The organism is Caulobacter sp. GW821-FHT10E02, from assembly GCF_059415225.1.
Map to the genome: position 1 here is coordinate 157687 of NZ_JBWKMV010000004.1, position 19462 is coordinate 177148.

Here is a 19462-nt window from a genome sequence, read left to right on the forward strand (position 1 = left end):
CGCTGATGCGCGACATCGAACTCTTTGGGGGAAAGTCTTGAAGCACGCACTCGCGGCCGCCGTCTGCGCCATCGCCCTTGTTCCGCAGCTCGCCCAAGCGGGCGCTTGCGAGGCCCTGGAAGCCGGCACGATCCCCACGATCACCGATTTCGGCGCTACGCTGGCGAAGATCCGGGCCGCCACGCCGGTCAAGGACGAGTTCGAGACCACGGACGCCTACAACCAGCGCATCGCCGCGACCCAGGCTCAGGCCGTGGGCGGCGTCACGGAAATGACCTTCGCCTGGAAGATTCCCACGCAGGACATCACCTACAACGCCGACACCCAGCAACTCCTCATCACGCCCACGCTCTTCAAGGGGTGCTCCTACTACGTGGCGAACCCGCCGGAGAACGCGCGGTTCACGGTCGGCAAGGCGCGCCGCTCCGGCAACTCTCAGTCGGTCTGCCTGAACAGGACCATCTCGGTTCAGAGCGAACCCGGCTACACGGCCACCAACGCCCTGGGGGCCCAGGTCAATATCGACGTCGAGCGTCGGTTCATCGAAGGCGTCTATCTCGGCATGGGCGACGGCACCTACGATCCGGTGCTGGGCTACAACGCCGACCTTTCGTACAGGGCCGGCACCCTGGCGACCGTCTTCCAGCCCCCGGAAGGTGCGCGCTCCTTCAAGGAGAACGGGATGCTCCTGATCGTCGCGCGTCCTCGAGCGCCGTTCTATTTCCCCTCCCGGACCGTGACGACGCCAACCTTCGATGAGCCGCACAAGATCTTCCGGGAGACCCACATGCTGGTGGCGGACGTGGCCTGCACCGCCGTGATCGACGCGAAGACGCAGAAGGTCCACAGGGTCCTCTGGGACAAGCCCACGCCCAAGAAATAGCCCGGCGCAACGCCTGGTATTCCAAGGGCGGGGCCGGGAGGCTCCGCCCTTTTTCTTTGTCCGCATAACGACGGTCTCACACTCCCGTGACGAGCGAAAAGACCATGCATCCAAGGTGGAGCATCGGCGTTAACCTCTCGCTCACGTTTCAGGGCATGGAGGCTTCAATGTCGTTCGTGCGTTTGTATTCCACCCATCGTCGCCGGCGTCCTTCGCGGACCAATCTGGTGGTGATCGGCGTCTCGGCCTGGCTGGTGCTGGGCCTGATCAGCCAGGCGGCATTCCAGCTGATCGGCTAGCGCCCCCTATCCGCGAGGCCGGGCGAGCGCTACATGCGCTGGCATGTTCCGCCAACGCCCCGACGCCGATCTGATCGTTCAAGGCTGGGTCATCGGCGTGATGGTCGAGGTCCCGGGCGAGCGCGTGCCCGTCCGCCACTACTTCGCCGTCGGGAAAGCGGATCGCGCTCAGGCCGAGTGGAGCGCCGTGGACATGGCGATGAGCGCCGGCTCGGTGGCCTCGAGCCCCGTCGCCGGCAAGGAGCCCGTCGAGGCCCTGCGCGAGATCGTCGCCTATCGGATGCGTGAGTTGGGCCTGCGGCCCGGCGAAGCCCGCGCCCTGGGCGACAAGAGCCCCAGGCGCTGGCTTTCGCTCTGACTTAGTGGTGCTTGCCGCCGCCACCGCAGGCGCTGCAGCCGCCCTTGCCGCCACCGCCGCCATGATAGCCGCCGCCGATGCGGATCGAGGACGACGCAGAAGCCGAGGCTGAAGCCGAGCTCGAGGCATAGCCGCCCGAATAGCCGCCGGCGTAACCACCCGCATAGCCGCCACCGCCGGCCAGGCCAGGACCGCCGTAGCCGCCCCCGCGTCCGCCCGACTGCGCGCCGATATAGCCCATCGGCAGCGGCGGCGGCTCGATATAGTTGCCCCAGGCCGAGCTGCCGGCCGAACCGGCGTTCCAGCCGCCGCCGGCGCTGTAGCGCGAACCCGAATAGTCATAGGACGAGCGCTCGCGGCTTTCCTCGTAATAGCTATCCTCATAGCGCTGGCCGCCGCAGGGGCTGCATTGCTGCTGATAGACCGCGCCGCCGCAGACGCGCGGCTGGCAGCCGCCCTGCTGCGGGACCGGCACATAGACCGGACGATCCACGGGGACCGGGCGATCCACGGGGCGGTCGACATAGACATAGACCGGCACCTGGATGATCCGGTCGACCACCTCGCCGCCCGGGCCCGAACAGCCCTGCTGGCATTGCGTGACCGCGGGGACCGGGGTCGGAACCGGACGCTCGACAGGCACGGGGCGATCCACCGGGATGGGACGGTCGACATAGACCGGACGATCGACCGGCACTTCCACGCGCTTCTCGACGATCTTCTCGACAGGACGGTCGATATAGACGGGCCGCTCCACGATCTTCTCGACCGGGACCTCGACCAGCTTCTCGATCGGCACCTCGATGCGCTTCTCGACCACGACCGGGCGCTCGACGATCACCGGCTTCTCGACCACCTTCTCGACGATCTGGGTGGTGGGGCGGTCGACATAGACCGGGACCTTGCGCTCCACGACGCGGTCGACATAGACGACCTTGGTGCGCGTCGTGACCCGTTTTGGCGCATGGCTCACGTGGACCGGCGCGCGCTCATAGCCGTCGGCCAGAACGGGCGAAGCCAGGGTGATGCTGGCGAAAGCGGCCAGAATGCCGATGCGGACAAGGGTCTTGGGGCTCATGGCCGGCCTCGATACGAAATACGGAACGTCCCTGGACGGGACAGTCACCGCCAACGTCGCAAAGCCGGCGCCAAGCCCCCTTGGCGAGCGCCGTTCTCTCGGCCATTGTCCGCGCCAAACAAGTGTTTGGAGGGGAAGACGATGGCGAAAACTCTAGCCGCTATGATCCTGACGGCCGGCCTGGCCCTGACGAGCGCAGCCTGCGCCCAGGCGCCGGCCAATATCGCGCCGAACGACTACGGCAAGAAGGACAACTGGCTGTGCCTGCCGGGTCGGGCGGACGCCTGCGCGGTCGACCAGACCACGACCATCGTCCAGGCCGACGGCAAGACCTCGACCGAGGCCTTCAAGCTGGCCGCCAACCCCGCCTATGACTGCTTCTACATCTACCCGACCGTCTCGACCGATCCGGGCGGCAACAGCGACATGGTCATCGACGAGGCCGAGCGCCGCGTGGTCGAGCAACAGCTGGCCCGCTTCGGCGGCCAGTGCCGGGTCTATGCCCCGATGTACCGCCAGGTGACCCTGGCGGCGCTGCGCGCGGTGATGATGGGCCAGCCCTCGCCGGGCAACGGCGTCCTGGCCTATGGCGACGTGCGCGACGCCTGGCGCTGGTACCTGGCCAACGAGAACAAGGGCCGCGGCGTCGTCCTGCTGGGCCACAGCCAGGGCTCGCGGATGCTGCTGGACCTCTTGAAGAACGAGATCGACGGCAAACCGGCCCAGAAGCAGATGATCTCGGCCTATGTGATCGGCATGAACACGCCGGTCACCGACGGCAAGTTCGGCTCGATCCCGCTGTGCGACAAGGCCGACCAGGCCGGGTGCCTGGTGACCTATGTCTCGTTCCGCGCGTCGAGCCCGCCGCCGGCCAACAGCCGCTTCGGCAAGACCGACGAGCAGGGCCGCCGCGCCGGCTGCGTGAACCCCGCCGCCCTGGTGGCCGGCAAGGCCTCGACCGATGAGGCACCCGTCCACGCCTACCTGAGCAGCAAGAGCTTCCTGTCGAGCGGCGAGCCCAAGCCGTTCGCCAAGGACCTGAAGGTCACAACCCCGTTCGTGTCGCTGCCGGGCCTGGTCTCGGCCCAGTGCGTCAGCGCCGGCGACTTCACCTATCTGTCGGTGAAGGTGAACGCCGATCCGGCCGACGCTCGCACCGACGAGATCACCGGCGACGTCATGGTGGCCGGCAATGTCCTGAAGGACTGGGGCCTGCACCTGATCGACGTGAATGTTGAGATGGGCGACCTGAACGCCCTGGTGGCCCGTCAGGCCAAGGCGTACGCGGCCAAGTAATAACGCGGGACGCTAGGACCTCTCCCACGGGGTCCTAGCGCCACACTCGTGCCGGCGGCGGGGTCGACGTCCGCTCCGGCCCGCGCAAGGCGCGCGGCGGCTATTTCGGGCCGGCCGCCGCCTTGAACACGGTCACGCCCAGCAGGGCGAAGATCACGAAGCCGATGAGGAATAGGAAGAACAGGATCTTGGCGACGCCGGCGGCCGCGCCGGCGATGCCCGTGAAGCCCAGGGCCCCGGCGATGATGGCGACGACGGCGAGAATAAGAGCCCACTTGAGCATTTGCGGTTCCTTCGAGGAGCGCCGTTTCGGCGCCGTTGGAAAATCCCAAAGGCGCCGAAACGGCGCCGTTAGAAAATCAACGTCTCGTCCGCGCACGGCGTTCCTTGTTTTCGCCGCCCGGCGCCGCTAACTCGAAAGCCATGGCCTCCAAGCCCGAAAGCCCGACCGAACCCTTCAAGCGCGCCCTGGCGCACGCCGCGCGCTCGCTCGCCGAGACCCCCGACCTCGAGGTCGTGTTCTCGGGCGATGGTCCACAGCTGCTCGGCAAGCGGGCGATCCTGCCACATCCGCCGCGCGACCTGTCGTCGAAGGAGGCCGCGCGCATCCGGGGCCTGGCCGATCAGATGGCCCTGCGCCTGGCCCACCACGATCCGATCGCCCACGCCCGCGCCCGCCCCAGCTCGCCCGACGGCCAGGCGGCCTTCGAGTCGATCGAGCAGGCGCGGCTGGAAGCCATCGGCGCCAACGCCCTGGGCGGCGTGCGCGGCAACCTCACCGCCGCGCTGGAGGCCCGGCTGGAACGGCAGGGCCTGACCCGCGCCGTCGCCACCGACCGCCAGTCCGCGCCCATGGCCGAGATCCTGGGCCTGTTGGTCCGCGAGCGCCTGACCGGCGATGCGCCGCCGGACGGGGCCAAGGCCCTGGTCGACATCCTGCGCAACGACATCGAGATGAAGGCCGGCAAGGACCTGGACCGCCTGGCCGCCGCCATCGACGACCAGGCCGCCTTCGCCCGCGTCACCCGCGAGATCCTCCGCGACCTCGACCTCGGCGAGGAGATGTCCGACGCCACCGAGAGCGCCGACGAGGACGACGGCGAAGAGGAAGGCGCGACCGAGAATTCCGACGAGGATCAAGGCGAGGGCGAAGGCGAACAGCCCGAGGGCTCCTCGCCGCAGGAAAGCGAGAGCTCCGACCGCGAGACCGAGGCCGGCGACGAGGAGATGGTCCAGTCGGACCAGGAAGGCGAACCGGAAGAGAGCGACGAGCAGCCCGAGATGGGCGACGGCGCCAAGCCCGCCCGTCCCGACCCGGGCGCGTCGCAGGGCGGCGAGCCGCTCTACAAGATCTTCACCACGGCCCATGACGAGGTCGTCGACGCCGAGGACCTGTGCGACGCCGAGGAGCTGACCCGGCTGCGCGCCTATCTGGACCAGCAGCTGTCGGCGCTCTCCAGCGTCGTCTCGCGCCTGGCCAACAAGCTGCAGCGCCGCCTGCTGGCCCAGCAGAACCGCGCCTGGACCTTCGATCTCGAGGAAGGGATGCTGGATGTCGCCCGCCTGACGCGGGTGATCATCGACCCGACCGCCCCCCTCTCCTTCAAGCAGGAAGAGGACCAGGAGTTCCGCGACACGGTCGTGACCCTGCTGATCGACAATTCCGGCTCGATGCGGGGCCGGCCGATCATGGTGGCGGCGATCTGTGCCGATATTCTCGCTCGGACCCTGGAGCGCTGCGGCGTCAAGACCGAGGTGCTGGGCTTCACCACCCGCGCCTGGAAGGGCGGCACCAGCCGCGACGAGTGGATCAAGCAGGGCAAGCCCGCCGCGCCGGGCCGCCTGAACGACCTGCGCCACATCATCTACAAGGCCGCCGACAGCCCCTGGCGTCGGGCCCGCAAGAACCTCGGTCTGATGATGCGCGAAGGGCTCCTGAAGGAGAACATCGACGGCGAGGCCCTGATGTGGGCGCACCAGCGGATCATCGGCCGGCCCGAAGCCCGCCGCATTCTGATGGTGATTTCCGATGGCGCGCCGGTGGACGACTCCACCCTCAGCGTCAATTCGGGCCACTATCTGGAGCGTCACTTGCGCCAGGTCATCGGTGAGATCGAGGGCAAGAGCCCCGTGGAGCTGATCGCCATCGGCATCGGCCACGACGTCACGCGCTACTACCGCCGCGCCGTCACCATCGTCGACGTCGAGCAGCTGGGCGGGGTGCTGGTCGAGCAGCTGGCGGCGCTCTTCGAGGAAGAGCCGCGCCAGATCGCCCGCGCGCGCGGCCTGCTGGCTCCGCCGCCGGTCGTGACCCCGCAAGTCCCCAAGACCGGCAAGGTCCCCGCGTGATCGGTCTGCGCGCCGCGCTCGTCTTCGGCATGATCGGCGGTCTGTCCGGCATGGCGACCCAGTGCACGCCGCGCAAACCGCCGCCCGTGGTCGCCGCGCCGCCCGCGCCGGTGAAGGCCGGGCCGGAGATCACCGTCACCGCCACGCCCGTGCCGCTGGACGCCGCCAATCCGGCCAAGGTCGATGTCGGCGGCGGCTTCACCTATGCCGGCGGCCTGTGGCTGACCAGCACGACCACCACGCGCCTGCACGGCCTGTCGGACCTGTCGGTGACCGGCGACGGCCGCCTGACGGCGATCAGCGACGAGGGCGACGTCTTCGAGGCCAAGGTGGCGCTGGACGCGGCCGGCAAGCTCTTCGGCCTGACCGAGACCAAGCTGTGGCCGCTGAAGGGTCCCGACGGCCAGGCCTTGCAGAACAAGCAGCACACCGACGCCGAGGGCCTGGCCGTGCTCCCCAACGGCGACCGCCTGGTCAGCTTCGAGCGCGACCACCGCATCTGGCGCTACGCCGTCGGCCCCGACGGGACCTGGAGCCTGCCCGCCCCCGCGCCCAAGCCCGCCACCATCTTCCCCGACAACGAGGGCATGGAGGCGATCTCGGCCTATCCGGCCGCCGGCCCCGACGCCTATCTCGTCGGCGGCGAGGAGGGCGAGGTTTGGCTGTGCAAGCTGTCGGCCGACTGCAAGTCGCTGCCGCCGCAGTCGGGTCCGGACTTCACCTGGGGCCTGACCGGCTTCGCCCCCTTCCAGGGCGCGGCCATCGCCACGCTCCACCGCGGTTATGACCCGGTGCGCGGCTGGCGCTCGGTGGTGCGGTTCATCTCCGATCCTACCCTGCCCGCCGCCCGTCAGCGGACCACGGCGGCCCTGCACATCGAGGGCGCCATGCCGCGCGACAACTTCGAGGGCGTGTCCCTGACCGGCCCGCCCCCAGGCGCGCCGGCCGGCTCGACGCGGATCTATCTGATCTCGGACGACGGCGCTGTCAGCAACAGCCAGCGCACCCTGCTGCTGGCCTTCGACTGGGTGGCCCCGCCGCTTCCTCCGCCGATGCCGCCCAAGCCGCCGCGCAAGTCTGTTCGCAAGCGCTAAGACGGTTTCGTTTCAAACGAGACGGTTTCATTACCAACTATATGATTATATTGAACTTTTTGTCGCACATAGCGATTTCGCACTTGCAGTAGGTACCGGTACCATTTATTCAAGACCTCGACGGGGCGACGAGGGCGAGAACCTGCGGCCGTCAGAGGAACGCGTCGGGAGGCGGTTGAACTCAACCTCCTTTCCGGGACTACCAACATGATCCGTCTGCTCGTTATCGCCATTACCGCTCTGATGGCCACCACCGCCGCCACCTCGGCCAGCGCTGGCGAAATCAAGGTCAAGGTCGCCGGTCGCGACACCGCCACCGTGCACGCCGAAATCGTCCAGGCCGCCAAGCAGCTGTGCCAGGAAGACCTCGTCGGCAACCCCTACGCCGTCCAGATCGCCCCCTACTGCGTGCGCGACGTCGCCCGTGACGCCATCAGCCGCGCCCACAGCCGCGACCTGATCGCCTACGACAAGGCCCAGGGCCGCGACGTCTATTTCCTGAAGGTCGCCACCCGCTAAGAGCGGTCAGCGCTTTCACGACAGAGCCCGCGAAACTCAGGTTTCGCGGGCTTTTTCGCGCCTGCAATCGGTTGTTCGCACGCGAAACAACCGCCCAGCTCCACCTTAGGTGCGCCGCAACATAATCGTTGATAACCCACGAGAACGTTGCTATATGCAACGCGACGGGCTGAGCAGGCGATAGACCGGGGACGGGCCGTCAGAGGAACGCGTCTGGAGGGGGTTGAACCCAACCCTCTTTCGGAACATCGACATGATCCGCTCCATCGTTCTGGCCGCTTCGGCCATCGCCCTGTTCGCCGCCGCTCCCGCTTCGGCCGCTGAAGTCCGCGTCAAGGTCGCCGGCAAGTCGGCCGCCGAAGTCCGCGCCGACATCGTCAAGGCCGCCTCGACCGTCTGCTGGCAGGACATCCGCGGCGAAGCCCTCGCCGGCTACCTGTACCCGGCCTGCATCCGCGCCTCGGTCAACGACGCCGTGTCGAAGATCAACAACCCGGCTCTGTCGGCCTACAACTCGGCCAACCCGTCGTCGGGCGCCGTCGTCGCGCGCTAAGCGCTGACGAAGTTACCTAGTACCAAGCGTTCAAAACCCGCCGCGGCATAGGTCGCGGCGGGTTTTGCTTGTTCAGGCCTCGCTGCGGGCGCGGATGTCCGCCAGGGTCTGGTCGACCAGCAGCTGGCCGTTCTCCCAGACCGTGACCATGGCGTCGCGCCAACCGGGGTCGGGGGCTTGGCCCTCGGCCAGAGCCACGGTGCGGTAGGTTCCGGCCCCGTCGACCAGCAGGGCCAGCCTGCCGGCCTTGGACTTCTTGCCCGGATCGGTCGCCGGATCCTTGCTGACGTCGATCCATTGGCCGTCGACCTTGGCGGCCGAGCACTTCAGGGCGAACTTCTGGGTGTCGCGGTCCAGCTGCTGCAGCAGGCCGCCGCCCATGCCGAAGGCCAGGTTCTCGGCGCTGAAGCCGTCGGCGACGATGCGATCGAGGATCTGGCCGATGCTGACCGGATTGACCCCGTCGCCCTGGATCACCCGGACGTGGTTCAGCACCTTGTAGCCCTTGCCGTTCACCGTCGAACCGAAGGTCTCGTCGAGGATCTTCAGGGTCTCGGCGACCACGGTGACCGGGTCGCCGGAATCGGGCCGCACGACCAGGGTCGCGCCGCTATCGATCACCGCCTGCTTCAGCTCGCCGCCCCACAGGTCCCGGACCGCGTGGAACAGGTCGTAGCTGTCCGACACCACCGAGAACAAAGCCCCCGGCTTGCCGAAGCGAGTCAGCATGTTGCGATAGGCCTCGACCTCGCTCTCCCGCCCCCAGCTGGTGATGGTGCTGTGCTCGGCGGCCGGGATCGAGAAGGCGGCCATCGGTTCGTTGTACCAGGCGCGGCCGGCCAGCACGGCGCTCAACGTGTCGCTGCCCTGGAAGTTCACCAGGTGCGCCAGGCCGCCCAGGGCCGCCGATTCCTGGCTGGAGACACCGCGTGCGCCAAAGTCGTGGAGTTTGAACGGCAGCTCGGCGGCGGCGTTGTCGCTGGTCTTCTCCAGCGCAGCCTTGATCGTCTGCTTCACATGCCAGCTGATCGTGGCGACCGTCACCGGATACCAGACCCGCAGCAGCAGGGTCTCCAGGTACGACGGCAGCCAGTAGCACTCCGGGTCCGTGCTCTCGATCGTCATCAGCGCCTGGTGGGTGAGCACGACCGTCCCCTCGGGCACGGCGCGGATCCGCACCGGCAGGCGGCCGCCGTGGACATCGACGATCCGCCGCCAGCCGGCCTCGTTGAAGGGCTCGCCATGCAGCGCCAGCAGCGCGGCGGCCTCGTCGATCATGGCGTGGGTGACAGGCTGGGCCAGCTGGCTCTTCAGGATCGCCTGCAGGCCGAAGAAGACCGTGCGGTCATAGCGCCCGCCCCGGCTCTCGACATACGAGAAGGCGCCGGTGGTCCCGGGCGGATATTGCAGCCAGTGGCTGGCCTTGTAGCTGTCGGTGTTGAGGACCAGGTTGCCGAACATCGCGGAAGCTCCTTCACGCGGACACGAACAAAAAGCAGGAAATCAGGCGCCGCCGACGAAGTGCTCGAGGATGTGGAAGTGATCCTCGAAGAACTGCTCCTCCATCAGCATCGCCTCGCTGAGCGGGACCCAGCGGACCCGGTCGGCGTCGTCGGCGGCGCGGACCTTGGGCAGGTCGCCGGTCGGGAAGTCGAAGTGGAAGGCGTGGGTGATCGTCCGGCCCCGCAGCGAACGTCCCGGATAGTCGAACACCTGCCGGGCCTTGATCGAGCCGCGCAGCACGGCCGGCGGCACCTTCAGGCGGGTCTCCTCGTGTAGCTCGCGGATCGCGGCCTCCTGCACGGTCTCGTCCTGCTCGACGAAGCCGCCCGGCAGGGCCCACAGCCCCTTGCCCGGCTCGGCCCGGCGGCGGACCAGCAGCACGTGGCCGGAGTGGACGACCACCGAGTCGGCGGTGACGAAGGTCGGCGCATAGGGCGCGGCGGCCCAGCTCTGGCGATAGGTCCGCATGAAGGCGTCCTCGCGGGCCAGTTGGGCATAGGCGGGCGAGCCGGCGCGGAAGGCCTCCAGCATCTCGAACACGGCCGGCGGGGTGTTGGCCTCGACCAGGCGCAGGGCCCCGGTCTCGCCGGAGAACAGCCAGGCCCGCAGCTCGGTGGCCGACAGCACGTCGGTGTGCTGCACGTCGACCAGCGGCCATTGCGGGAAGGCGGCCAGATAGGCGCCGGTGGCCCCGTCCTTGTCGCGGCCGATCAGGCCGACCTTGGCGTCGGGGGCCGCGCCCTCGGCTTCGAGCGTATCGGCGACCAGGCGCTGGACGTCGGCGACCCAGACGGTCTCGTTATAGAGCCGGTCGCGCAGCGGCTTGACGATCAGCCGTCCGGCCGCGTCCCCAGCCGCGGCGCGGATCATCACGGCGCGTTCGCTGGCGTTGAAGGGATTTCGGGTGGTGCGCGGCTGGCCGGCGCTGCCGACCAGGACGATGACCTTGTCGGCCAGGCGCAGCGCGTGGCTCAGCACCGACAGGTGGCCGTTGTGGAACGGCTGGAAGCGTCCGATCAGGACGAGATAGTCGTAGCGCATGAGGCTCCCTCACGCTGGTTGACGCCGCCGGTCTATCCAGCGACAGGCTTATGCTAACTTTGAGCATAAGCAGCTGTCAACCCGTGTTCGGGCTTGAAGCGAGAACGACGAAAAGCCCGCCGGGAATGACCCCGGCGGGCTTTCGTAGGATCAGCCTTGGAAGGGCCGAAAGCCTTAGGCGGCTTGCAGGGCGGCGGCCTTGGCCTTCGCCTTCACCTGGGTCTTGATCTTCAGGGCGCGCGGCGACAGCTGCTCGTCCTTGGCGCCCAGCAGGAACACGTCCAGGCCGCCCTTGAAGTCCAGGGTGCGCAGAGCGGCGTTGCTGATGCGCAGACGGAACGTCTGGCCCAGCGACTCCGACTGGAGCGTGGCAGGCGACAGGGCCGGCAGGAAGCGGCGCTTGGTCTTGATGTTCGAGTGGCTCACATTGTGGCCGACCATCGGACCGATACCGGTAAGTTCGCAACGGCGCGACATGGTGGTTACCTTGGCTTGGGCGAAACCGTCTGGCTCGGTGAAGAGCCTGGCTCCGATAAGATATGAATTCGGACACACGGTTGGACCAGGCCGACCGCGCGAGAGCGGGCGATATAGGCGAAGGGTCGCCCCTGAGTCAAGACTGGTGCATCAAGGCTGCGCGGAACCCGCCGCCCAACCTCCGCCTTCAAGCACGGTTCATATGCCACTCTATATAGGAGCGGTATGAAGGAGACCCGCCGCATGCGTTCGACCGCCCTCGCCGCTTCTGTTCTGGCCCTCGTTGTAGGCGGCGTCGCCCTGGCCCAACCCGTGGTCCGGACAGCCGCGGCCGCCAACGCCAAGTCGACGATTCTGCCGGGCCAGTGGGAGTACGACTACAAGGTCGGCGTCATCCCGGTCAGCAGCGAGCGCAAGTGCCTCAAGCCGGCCGACGCCGAGCAGTTCTCGCGCGGCATCTGCACCAAGCGCTATCGCTGCGACTACACCACCAATGTGGTCAAGGACGGCAAAATCCAGCTGAAGGGCACGTGGACTGACAAGAAGGACCGCGTCTCGCCGGTGTCGGCCAACGGGACCTACACGCCCGAAAGCTTCCGCATGGACATCCACCTCAAGACCATCAGCGGCATGAACCTGGCCGGCAGCATGGACGCCAAGCGCATCTCGGCCGAGTGCGCACCGGAAGAGAAGCCGGTGGAAAAGAGCGCGGACACGGCGGCGAAGTAGCCGCCCCTCGCGAAACCAATTTGTGGTTAATCGACTTTAAGATACAATAGCTTGTAGGGAACAAACACTGAATTGGCCAACGTCGCCGATTCGGTCCTGATTCGTTTCGCCCCTGTTCGAAGAAGCGTTACCGCGCGTTAAGAGGCGTGGGCGGACGGTCTTCTCTCTCTTCAAAATTCACGGCCTGCCTCCCCTCTCCTCTTGCGGGAGAGGGTGGCCCGCGTAGCGGGTCGGGTGAGGGGTTTCGCGGTGGATCGGGCTATCAAACCCTCATCCGTCAGCTTCGCTGACACCTTCTCCCGCAAGGGGAGAAGGGATTAGTGCCCGCGCCGAGGCGCGACCGAGAACTCCAGATCAAACAGCGTCGGCACCGCATCGGTCCGCGCCTTCTCGATGGTCAGCAGCTTGGCCTTGGTCTCCGCCCCGCCCGGGGCCGAGAAACCGCCCATATTGCCCGACGCGCCCAGCACGCGGTGGCAGGGCACCACGATCGGCCAGGGGTTCTCGCCCAGGGCCTTGCCGACGGCCCGCGCCGCGCCCGGTTCGCCCATGGCCTTGGCCACCTCGCCATAGGTCGAGGTCTCGCCCGGCGTGATGGCCCGGGCGATCTCGTAGACCCGCAGGTTGAAGCTCGGCTGGCCATCCAGATCCAGCGGGATGTCCGCCAGGTCGTCCTTGCCGCCGGCCATCAGGTCGCGGATGCGCTCGATGACCGCCTCGATCTCGGCGGGCGGTTCGGCCTCGACCGCATCGGGGAAGCGCTTGCGCAGGCGGGCCCACGCCGCGCCCGGCGTGCTCTCCGGCAACTGCAGGCCGATCAGGCCGTGCGCGCCCCAGCCGATGCCGCAGCGGCCGATGATCGTGTCGAAAAAGGTGAAACGCTGGGCGCTCATGACGAAAAAATAGCAGGACCGTTGCGACTTGCGAGGGGCGCCGCGTACGTTTTCCGAAACTTGCTAAGCTTCGGAGGTCGCTCTTGCGCCGGATCCTGCTCGCCGCCCTGCTCGCCGCGACCTCTTTCACCGTCGCGAACGCCGGCGACATCCTCATCCACGGCGGCCCGATCCACACCGGCGTCGACGCCAAGCCGACCGCCCAGGCGGTGCTGGTCCGCGACGACAAGATCCTGTTCGTCGGCGACCTGGCCACGGCCAAGAGCAAGGCCGCCAAGGACGTCCGCGACATCGACCTGAAGGGCGCGGCGGCCTATCCGGGCTTCGTCGACGCCCACGCCCACCTGACCGGCATCGGCCTGCGCGAGCTGACGCTGAACCTCGACCAGACCAAGTCGCTGGCCGACCTCGTGGCCACGGTGAAGGCCTATGCCGCCGCCCATCCCGAGGGCGCGATCTACGGCCGAGGCTGGATCGAGACCCACTGGCCCGAGAAGCGCTTCCCGACCAAGGCCGACCTGGACGCCGCCGCGCCCGGCCGGATCATCGTGCTGGGCCGCTCGGACAGCCATGCCAGCATCGCCTCCAGCGCCGCGCTCGCCAAGGCTGGCGTCACGGCGACCACCACCGCCCCGGCCGGTGGCAAGATCCTGATGGGCGCCGATGGCCAGCCCGACGGCATGCTGATCGACCACGCCCAGGCCCTGGTCGCCAATGTCATCCCGCCGCCCAGCGAGGCCCTGAAGCGTGAGGCCCTGCGCAAGGCCGGTCAGCTCTACGCCTCGCGCGGCTGGACCGGTCTCGACAATATGAGCGTCATGGCCGACGACCTGGCCCTGCTACGCGACGAGGCGGCCAAGCGCGCCTTCCACATCCGCGTCGACAACTACATGGACCCCAGCGGCGCGGCCGAGGTGCTGGCCAAGGGCCCGCAAACCGATCCCACGGGTCTTATTCGTGTGCGGGGCGTCAAGCTCTACATGGACGGCGCCCTGGGCTCGCGCGGCGCGGCCCTGCTGGAGCCCTATAGCGACGCCGAAGGCCTGGGCCTGCAGCTGACCCCGCAGGACAAAGGCCTCGCTTTGATGAAGCAGGCCAAGGCTGCGGGGGCGCAGGTCGCCATGCACGCCATCGGCGATCGCGGCAACCGCATGACCCTGGACTGGTTCGAGCAGAGCCTGGGCGGGGATGCGAAGGCCCGCTGGCGCATCGAGCACTCGCAGATCGTCGCCGACACCGACGTGCCGCGCTTCGCCAAGCTGGGAGTGATCGCCTCGATGCAGCCCAGCCACGCCATCGGCGACCTCTATTTCGCCCCCGCGCGCCTCGGCCAAGCCCGCCTGCACGAGGGCTATCGCTGGAAGGACTTCCTGAAGGCCGGCGTCGTGGTCGCGGCCGGCTCCGACGCCCCGGTCGAGGTCGGCGACCCGCGCATCGAGTTCTACGCCGCCGTCTACCGCCACAGCCTGGACGGCTTCGCCAATGCCGACTGGCACCTGGAAGAGGCCGTCACCCGCGCCGAGGCGCTGAAGATGCTGACCCTGGCCCCCGCCTATGCCGTGTTCCGCGACAAGGAGCTGGGCACGCTGGAGGCCGGCAAGAAGGCCGACCTGACCGCCTTCGACAAGGACTTCATGACCGTCGAGCCCAAGGAAATCCTCACCGCCCAGCCGGTGCTGACCGTGGTCGACGGCAAGGTGGTGTTCTCGCGGTAGCTCCTACTCGCTACCCCTTTTCCCTGTCATCCCGATGCGGGACCCAAAGTTCAGCTTCAACGCAAGAGCCTTATCCTGCTCCCCACGTGTGAAGGACAAATGGGTCCCGCGCTGAAGCGCGGGATGACGAGCTAAAGTTAGGCGCTCTTTCGAAGCAGCTCCAACACTTGGTCTTCCGGCATCGGACGATCGGCGTCATTGCACGCGTCGTAGAGCTCCTTGCTCCACGGAACTAGCTCCCTGCTCTCACTAGTCCGGCGCCTCTCGTCGAACCCTCGGTCACCGCCGCCAAAAACCAAAGCACCAGGCTCCCTTACGATACGCTCGACAAGCCAAACCAGCTCGAGCATCGGCGAGCTCCCGGCCGAGCTGATATTGGCACTCTTGAGACTGCGCCAGCTTCGGACAACTGAGGTCATGCGTTCACTCCAGTAGAGCTTAAGCAAACTCGGCGAGAATCATCTCTCTGGCTGCATCATAGCATGCGAACTTGCCTCCCCACGATTCCCGCCCCACCTTTGGACCATGAGTGACCGTTCGACCGGCCTGGCCCCTTCGAAGCTGACCGCCGTCCTGGGCCCCACCAACACCGGCAAGACCCATCTGGCCGTCGAGCGGATGCTGGCCCATGGCTCGGGCATGATCGGCCTGCCGCTGCGCCTCTTGGCCCGCGAGATCTACGACCGGATCGTCAAGCTGCGCGGCAAAGCCTCGGTCGCCCTGATCACCGGCGAGGAGAAGATCACCCCGCCGCGCGCGGCCTATTTCGTCTGCACGGTCGAGGCCATGCCGCTGGCCCGCGAGGTCGAGTTCCTGGCCGTCGACGAGATCCAGCTGTGCGCCGATCCCGAGCGCGGCCACATCTTCACCCACCGCCTGCTGCATGCGCGCGGCAAGTTCGAGACCATGTTCCTGGGCGCGGGCACCATGGCCCCGCTGGTCCGACGCCTGCTGCCCGACGGCGAGATCGTCTCGCGCGAGCGGTTCAGCAACCTGTCCTATGCCGGCTCCAAGAAGCTGACCCGCCTGCCCCGCCGCAGCGCCATCGTCGCCTTCTCCACCGACGCGGTCTACGCGATTGCCGAGCTGATCCGTCGCCAGCGCGGTGGCGCGGCGGTTGTGATGGGCAGCTTGAGCCCCCGCACCCGCAACGCCCAGGTCGCGCTCTACCAGTCGGGCGAGGTCGACTTCCTGGTGGCCACCGACGCCATCGGCATGGGCCTGAACATGGACGTCGACCACGTGGCCTTCGCCGGCCTGCGCAAGTTCGACGGCAAGCGCACCCGCTGGCTCTATCCGCAGGAGGTCGGCCAGATCGCCGGCCGGGCGGGCCGCTACACCCGCGACGGCACTTTTGGCGTCACCGGCGACTGCGAGGAGATCGACGACGACCTGGTCGAGGCCGTCGAGAGCCACACCTTCGAGCCGATCACCCAGGCCGAGTGGCGCAACCCCCGCCTGGACTTCGGCTCGCTGCCCGGCCTGCTGCGCTCGCTGAACGAGACGCCCAAGCGCAACGGCCTGTCGCTGTCGCAGGAAGCCCTGGACGAACGCACCCTGCGAGCCCTGGCCCAGCAGGAGGACGTCATCAAGCGCTGCAAGACCGACCGCTCGGCCCTGCTGCGCCTGTGGGACGTCTGCCAGACGCCGGACTTCCGCAAGACCACCGACGACGACCACCAGCGCATGGCGCGCACCCTGTTCGATGACCTGACCACCGGCCGCAAGCGCCTGCCCGAGGACTGGATCAACAGCCAATACAAGGCGCTGGACCGCGTCGATGGCGAGATCGACAGCCTGGCCGGCCGCCTCTCGGGCGTGCGCACGCTCAGCTACATCGCCAACCGTCCCGACTGGGTCGCCAATCCCGCCCACTGGCAGGGCCTGACCCGCCAGCTGGAGGACCGGATCAGCGACACCCTGCACGAAAAGCTGATGGCGCGGTTCATCGACCGCCGCACCAGCGTGCTGATGAAGCAGCTGGGCGAACGCGAGACCCTCTATGCCGGCGTCGGCCAGGACGGCGAGGTCACGGTCGAGGGCCATATCGTCGGCCACCTGGCGGGCGTGGCCTTCACCCCGGTCAAGGCCGCCTCGCCGCTGGAGGAGAAGGCCCTGCGCAACGCCGCCCAGCGCGCGGTCGGGCCCGAGATCGCCAAGCGCCTGGGCCTGCTGGCCAGCGAAGCCGACGACGCTTTCGCCCTGACGCCCGACGGCGCGATCCTGTGGCGCGGCGAGGCGGCCGGAGCCGTGCGCCGCGACCTGCCCCTCCTCTCCCCTCGCGCCCGCCTGCTGGGCGAGCTGGGTCCCGCCGCCGTGCGCGAGCGGGCCGAGCGGCGGCTGGACGCCTTCCTGGCCAGCCAGGTCGACACCCAGCTGGCCCCGCTGCGCAAGCTTGAGCGCGCCCTGGGCGGCGGCGAGCTGAAGGGCCTGCCGCGCGGCATCGCCCACCGCCTGCTGGAAGCCGGTGGGGTTCTGGACAAGCGTCCCGTCGATCCGGAGCTGAAGGCCCTGAGCCAGGCCGAGCGTCGCACCCTCAAGGGACTTGGTGTGCGCATCGGCGCGTTCAGCCTCTACTGCCCCGGCGCGATCAAGGCCGAGGCCATCGCCTGCGCCCGCGCCCTGAACCCGACCGGCTGGCGCGGGGCGCTGACCACCCTGGAGCCCCTGCCCTCGCCCGAACCCTCGGCCCGCGAGTTGTCGGCCAGCGGCCTGCGCGCCGTGGCCGGCTTCAGCATCCCGGTGGACGCGCTGGAAGAGCTGGACGCCCTGTTGCGCGCCGAGCAGCACCACGGCGGCGTGATCCTGACGGACAAGGCGCTGGAGAAACTGGGCTGGACGGCCAAGCAGGCCTCCAACGTCCTGCGCGCCCTCGACTACACCCCCGCCATCCGCGCCAAACCCGACCAGCCGATCGTCTGGAAACGCCGCGGCGCCGCCAAGTTGGACCAGAAGCCGGTCAAGGCCCGTCCGGACTCGCCGTTCGCGGCCCTGGCCAAGCTGACCGAACCGCCGCCGAGGCGGAAGAAACCGCGCCGCAAGAAGTCGGCCGCCCAGAAAGCCGCGTCATGACGGATACTCATGGTGACGCCGTCCGCGCCGACGTCTGGCTGTGGCGGGCGAGGTTCTTCAAGACCCGCTCCCTAGCCGCCAAGTTCGTCGATGAAGGCCGCATCCGCCTGACCCGCTCCGGCGCGGAAAGCCGCGTCGACAAGCCGTCCCGCACCGTGAAGCCCGGCGACCAGCTGGTGTTCGGCCTCGCCGGCCGCCTGATCTCGATCCGCGTCCTGGACTGCGGGGAGCGGCGTGGACCGGCGACCGAGGCGCGCGGATTGTACGAGGCGGTGGAGGGCTAACCCTCCGACAGCGCCACCGGCGGCCAGATCCGGGCGCTCACCCCGCCGCCTTCGCGGTTGCCGATCACTAGTCTCCCGCCGAACCGCTTGATCAGTCGCTCCGCCGTCGGGATGCCCAGGCCGAAGCCGCCGGTGTCTCGCGCCCGCGCCGCGTCGCCTCGGAAAAACGGCTCGTAGATCCGCGCCATGGCGTCGGCGGTGAGCCCCGGTCCCTGGTCCAGCACCTCGATCAGCGGACCGTCCGGACCATCCGCCACCAGCCGCACCTTCGCCTGGCCGCCGAAGCGCACGGCGTTGTCGATCAGCCGGATCAGCGCCTGCTCCAGCGGGCCGCGATGGGTAGTGACCTCCAAAGCCTTGTCGCCTTCGTAGCGCACCGCCTCAGGCCAGCGAGCGGTGACGCCCTGGATCAGGGACGGCAGGTCGACGACCTCGGCGGTGCTGGCCGAGTGCTGGGCGCGCAGCCAGTCGGCCAGCGACTTCAGCATCGCGTCCAGCTCGCCGACATTGTTCGCGACCAACTCCTTGATGTCGTCCGGCTCGATATAGTCCGCCGCCAGGGTCATGCGGGCCAGCGGCGTGCGCAGGTCGTGGCTGAGGGCCTCCATCGCCTTGGCCTGGTCCTCGATCAGGCCAGCGATACGGCGCTGCATGTCGTTGAAGGCCCGGCCCAGCTCAACGATGTCGTTGGGCCCTTCGACCACGATCGGCGACGGCGGCGCCTCGCCGACGTGGCGCGAGGCCTCGGTCAGACGGCGCAGCGGCTCGCCCAGCTGGCGCAGGGCGTAGGCGCCCAGGGCCACGCAGGCCAGGGAGAACACCAGCGTCGTGGCCACCGCGCGCAGGGCGATCGGCCAGGGCCGGGGGAAGTTGCGCGAGCGGAAGGTCAGCCAGCGGCCGTCCTCCAGCCCCATGACCCCGACGAGGTCACGGCCGCCCTCGGGCCGGCTCTCGGACCACAGACGCAGCGGCCGGTTGGCCAGGATCGGCTCCCACCGGCGGACATAGTCGGCGATGGCGTCGGCCTCGGCCTTCTGCACCTGGGTGACCGGCGGCCCTTCCGGCGGCAGGGCCACGACCTCGGCCTCCATGTAGTGCGAGGTCATCACCTTGTCGAAATCGGCCTGGCCCAGCCTGGCGACGCGCTCGCCGACCACCAGCAGCTCGCCGATCCGCCGGGCGTGGTCCTCGCGCAGGGTCTGGCGATCGATGGCGCTGTAGAAGGCCACGCTGGCGCACAGCTGCAGCAGCACGATGGCGACCACCACCCAGATGGATCGCCCCACGAAGCCGCGGGACCGGCCCAGAACCTTGCGCAC

19 protein-coding genes are annotated in these 19462 nt (G+C 68.4%); 12 read left to right on the forward strand and 7 right to left on the reverse strand.

All coding sequences use genetic code 11. From position 1 onward, the window contains the following. Window positions 1–37: 37 nt before the first annotated feature. The 3 genes from AC07NI_RS20570 (at window position 38) to AC07NI_RS20580 (ending at window position 1540) form a co-directional block, all read left to right on the forward strand. The gene (locus tag AC07NI_RS20570; protein ID WP_494622549.1) at window positions 38–883 is read left to right on the forward strand and encodes a hypothetical protein; all 846 of its coding nucleotides are present in this window, start codon (window positions 38–40) and stop codon (window positions 881–883) included. Window positions 884–1050: 167 nt separating this feature from the next. Further along, window positions 1051–1182, forward strand: coding sequence for a hypothetical protein (locus AC07NI_RS20575; RefSeq protein ID WP_494622551.1), 132 nt, complete (start codon window positions 1051–1053; stop codon window positions 1180–1182). A 43-nt stretch (window positions 1183–1225) separates the two neighbouring features. Beyond that, on the forward strand, window positions 1226–1540 hold the full coding sequence (locus AC07NI_RS20580; RefSeq protein WP_494622553.1) for a hypothetical protein: 315 nt from the start codon (window positions 1226–1228) through the stop codon (window positions 1538–1540). A gap of 1 nt (window position 1541) precedes the next feature. On the opposite strand, the gene AC07NI_RS20585 is transcribed toward AC07NI_RS20580, so the two are convergent. After that, on the reverse strand, window positions 1542–2618 hold the full coding sequence (locus AC07NI_RS20585; protein WP_494622555.1) for an IMCp domain-containing protein: 1077 nt from the start codon (window positions 2616–2618) through the stop codon (window positions 1542–1544). Between the two features lie 141 nt (window positions 2619–2759). On the opposite strand from AC07NI_RS20585, the gene AC07NI_RS20590 reads away from it, so the two are divergent. After that, window positions 2760–3914 (forward strand): DUF3089 domain-containing protein, encoded by a 1155-nt coding sequence (locus AC07NI_RS20590; protein ID WP_494622557.1) that lies wholly within the window; start codon window positions 2760–2762, stop codon window positions 3912–3914. 100 nt (window positions 3915–4014) lie between these two features. Here the strand turns inward: AC07NI_RS20590 and AC07NI_RS20595 are convergent, their stop codons facing one another. Next, complete coding sequence (locus tag AC07NI_RS20595; protein ID WP_494622559.1) at window positions 4015–4197, reverse strand: DUF1328 domain-containing protein; 183 nt, start codon at window positions 4195–4197, stop codon at window positions 4015–4017. Between the two features lie 140 nt (window positions 4198–4337). Here AC07NI_RS20595 and cobT point away from each other — a divergent pair, with 140 nt between their 5' ends. The 4 genes from cobT (at window position 4338) to AC07NI_RS20615 (ending at window position 8429) form a co-directional block, all read left to right on the forward strand. After that, the gene (cobT, locus tag AC07NI_RS20600) at window positions 4338–6263 is read left to right on the forward strand and encodes a cobaltochelatase subunit CobT (RefSeq protein ID WP_494622561.1); all 1926 of its coding nucleotides are present in this window, start codon (window positions 4338–4340) and stop codon (window positions 6261–6263) included. Next, entirely contained in the window at window positions 6260–7357 is a 1098-nt protein-coding gene (locus AC07NI_RS20605; protein ID WP_494622563.1) for an esterase-like activity of phytase family protein, read from the forward strand. Before cobT ends, AC07NI_RS20605 begins: the two co-directional genes overlap by 4 nt. Window positions 7358–7564: 207 nt before the next feature. Next, the gene (locus AC07NI_RS20610) at window positions 7565–7876 is read left to right on the forward strand and encodes a hypothetical protein (protein WP_494622565.1); all 312 of its coding nucleotides are present in this window, start codon (window positions 7565–7567) and stop codon (window positions 7874–7876) included. 253 nt (window positions 7877–8129) lie between these two features. Beyond that, window positions 8130–8429 carry a hypothetical protein gene (locus AC07NI_RS20615; RefSeq protein ID WP_494622567.1) on the forward strand — a complete coding sequence of 100 codons (300 nt, stop codon included), beginning with the start codon at window positions 8130–8132 and terminating at the stop codon, window positions 8427–8429. Window positions 8430–8501: 72 nt separating this feature from the next. On the opposite strand, the gene AC07NI_RS20620 is transcribed toward AC07NI_RS20615, so the two are convergent. The 3 genes from AC07NI_RS20620 to rpmB form a co-directional block, all read right to left on the reverse strand. Then, the gene (locus AC07NI_RS20620; protein WP_494622569.1) at window positions 8502–9890 is read right to left on the reverse strand and encodes a nicotinate phosphoribosyltransferase; all 1389 of its coding nucleotides are present in this window, start codon (window positions 9888–9890) and stop codon (window positions 8502–8504) included. 42 nt (window positions 9891–9932) lie between these two features. After that, entirely contained in the window at window positions 9933–10973 is a 1041-nt protein-coding gene (locus AC07NI_RS20625; RefSeq protein ID WP_494622571.1) for a bifunctional nicotinamide-nucleotide adenylyltransferase/Nudix hydroxylase, read from the reverse strand. A gap of 174 nt (window positions 10974–11147) precedes the next feature. Beyond that, complete coding sequence (rpmB, locus tag AC07NI_RS20630; protein WP_494622573.1) at window positions 11148–11450, reverse strand: 50S ribosomal protein L28; 303 nt, start codon at window positions 11448–11450, stop codon at window positions 11148–11150. A 243-nt stretch (window positions 11451–11693) separates the two neighbouring features. Between rpmB and AC07NI_RS20635 the strand changes: the two genes are divergently transcribed. Beyond that, window positions 11694–12179 (forward strand): DUF3617 domain-containing protein, encoded by a 486-nt coding sequence (locus tag AC07NI_RS20635; RefSeq protein ID WP_494622575.1) that lies wholly within the window; start codon window positions 11694–11696, stop codon window positions 12177–12179. A 317-nt stretch (window positions 12180–12496) separates the two neighbouring features. On the opposite strand, the gene AC07NI_RS20640 is transcribed toward AC07NI_RS20635, so the two are convergent. Continuing rightward, window positions 12497–13072, reverse strand: a complete 576-nt coding sequence (locus tag AC07NI_RS20640) for a methylated-DNA--[protein]-cysteine S-methyltransferase (protein WP_494622577.1) — start codon at window positions 13070–13072, stop codon at window positions 12497–12499. An 83-nt stretch (window positions 13073–13155) separates the two neighbouring features. Between AC07NI_RS20640 and AC07NI_RS20645 the strand changes: the two genes are divergently transcribed. The 3 genes from AC07NI_RS20645 (at window position 13156) to AC07NI_RS20655 (ending at window position 18143) form a co-directional block, all read left to right on the forward strand. Continuing rightward, window positions 13156–14787 (forward strand): amidohydrolase, encoded by a 1632-nt coding sequence (locus tag AC07NI_RS20645; protein WP_494622579.1) that lies wholly within the window; start codon window positions 13156–13158, stop codon window positions 14785–14787. A gap of 525 nt (window positions 14788–15312) precedes the next feature. Continuing rightward, a complete protein-coding gene (locus AC07NI_RS20650) occupies window positions 15313–17859 on the forward strand; it encodes a helicase-related protein (RefSeq protein ID WP_494622581.1) in 2547 nt (848 codons plus the stop codon). Then, entirely contained in the window at window positions 17856–18143 is a 288-nt protein-coding gene (locus AC07NI_RS20655) for an RNA-binding S4 domain-containing protein (protein ID WP_494622582.1), read from the forward strand. The genes AC07NI_RS20650 and AC07NI_RS20655 overlap by 4 nt, the downstream gene beginning before the upstream one ends. Here AC07NI_RS20655 and AC07NI_RS20660 read toward each other — a convergent pair. Beyond that, entirely contained in the window at window positions 18140–19462 is a 1323-nt protein-coding gene (locus AC07NI_RS20660) for an ATP-binding protein (protein WP_494622584.1), read from the reverse strand. The genes AC07NI_RS20655 and AC07NI_RS20660 overlap by 4 nt on opposite strands.

Excerpts from the sequence above, each read along its gene's own strand:
- AC07NI_RS20640 (WP_494622577.1), bottom strand. The coding sequence starts at position 13,072 with ATGAGCGCCCAGCGTTTCACCTTTTTCGACACGATCATCGGCCGCTGC.
- AC07NI_RS20585 (WP_494622555.1), bottom strand. The coding sequence starts at position 2,618 with ATGAGCCCCAAGACCCTTGTCCGCATCGGCATTCTGGCCGCTTTCGCC.
- AC07NI_RS20590 (WP_494622557.1), top strand. The coding sequence starts at position 2,760 with ATGGCGAAAACTCTAGCCGCTATGATCCTGACGGCCGGCCTGGCCCTG.
- AC07NI_RS20655 (WP_494622582.1), top strand. The coding sequence starts at position 17,856 with ATGACGGATACTCATGGTGACGCCGTCCGCGCCGACGTCTGGCTGTGG.
- AC07NI_RS20635 (WP_494622575.1), top strand. The coding sequence starts at position 11,694 with ATGCGTTCGACCGCCCTCGCCGCTTCTGTTCTGGCCCTCGTTGTAGGC.
- AC07NI_RS20650 (WP_494622581.1), top strand. The coding sequence starts at position 15,313 with ATGAGTGACCGTTCGACCGGCCTGGCCCCTTCGAAGCTGACCGCCGTC.
- AC07NI_RS20575 (WP_494622551.1), top strand. The coding sequence starts at position 1,051 with ATGTCGTTCGTGCGTTTGTATTCCACCCATCGTCGCCGGCGTCCTTCG.
- cobT (WP_494622561.1), top strand. The coding sequence starts at position 4,338 with ATGGCCTCCAAGCCCGAAAGCCCGACCGAACCCTTCAAGCGCGCCCTG.
- AC07NI_RS20595 (WP_494622559.1), bottom strand. The coding sequence starts at position 4,197 with ATGCTCAAGTGGGCTCTTATTCTCGCCGTCGTCGCCATCATCGCCGGG.
- AC07NI_RS20610 (WP_494622565.1), top strand. The coding sequence starts at position 7,565 with ATGATCCGTCTGCTCGTTATCGCCATTACCGCTCTGATGGCCACCACC.
- AC07NI_RS20580 (WP_494622553.1), top strand. The coding sequence starts at position 1,226 with ATGTTCCGCCAACGCCCCGACGCCGATCTGATCGTTCAAGGCTGGGTC.
- AC07NI_RS20620 (WP_494622569.1), bottom strand. The coding sequence starts at position 9,890 with ATGTTCGGCAACCTGGTCCTCAACACCGACAGCTACAAGGCCAGCCAC.
- AC07NI_RS20615 (WP_494622567.1), top strand. The coding sequence starts at position 8,130 with ATGATCCGCTCCATCGTTCTGGCCGCTTCGGCCATCGCCCTGTTCGCC.
- rpmB (WP_494622573.1), bottom strand. The coding sequence starts at position 11,450 with ATGTCGCGCCGTTGCGAACTTACCGGTATCGGTCCGATGGTCGGCCAC.
- AC07NI_RS20625 (WP_494622571.1), bottom strand. The coding sequence starts at position 10,973 with ATGCGCTACGACTATCTCGTCCTGATCGGACGCTTCCAGCCGTTCCAC.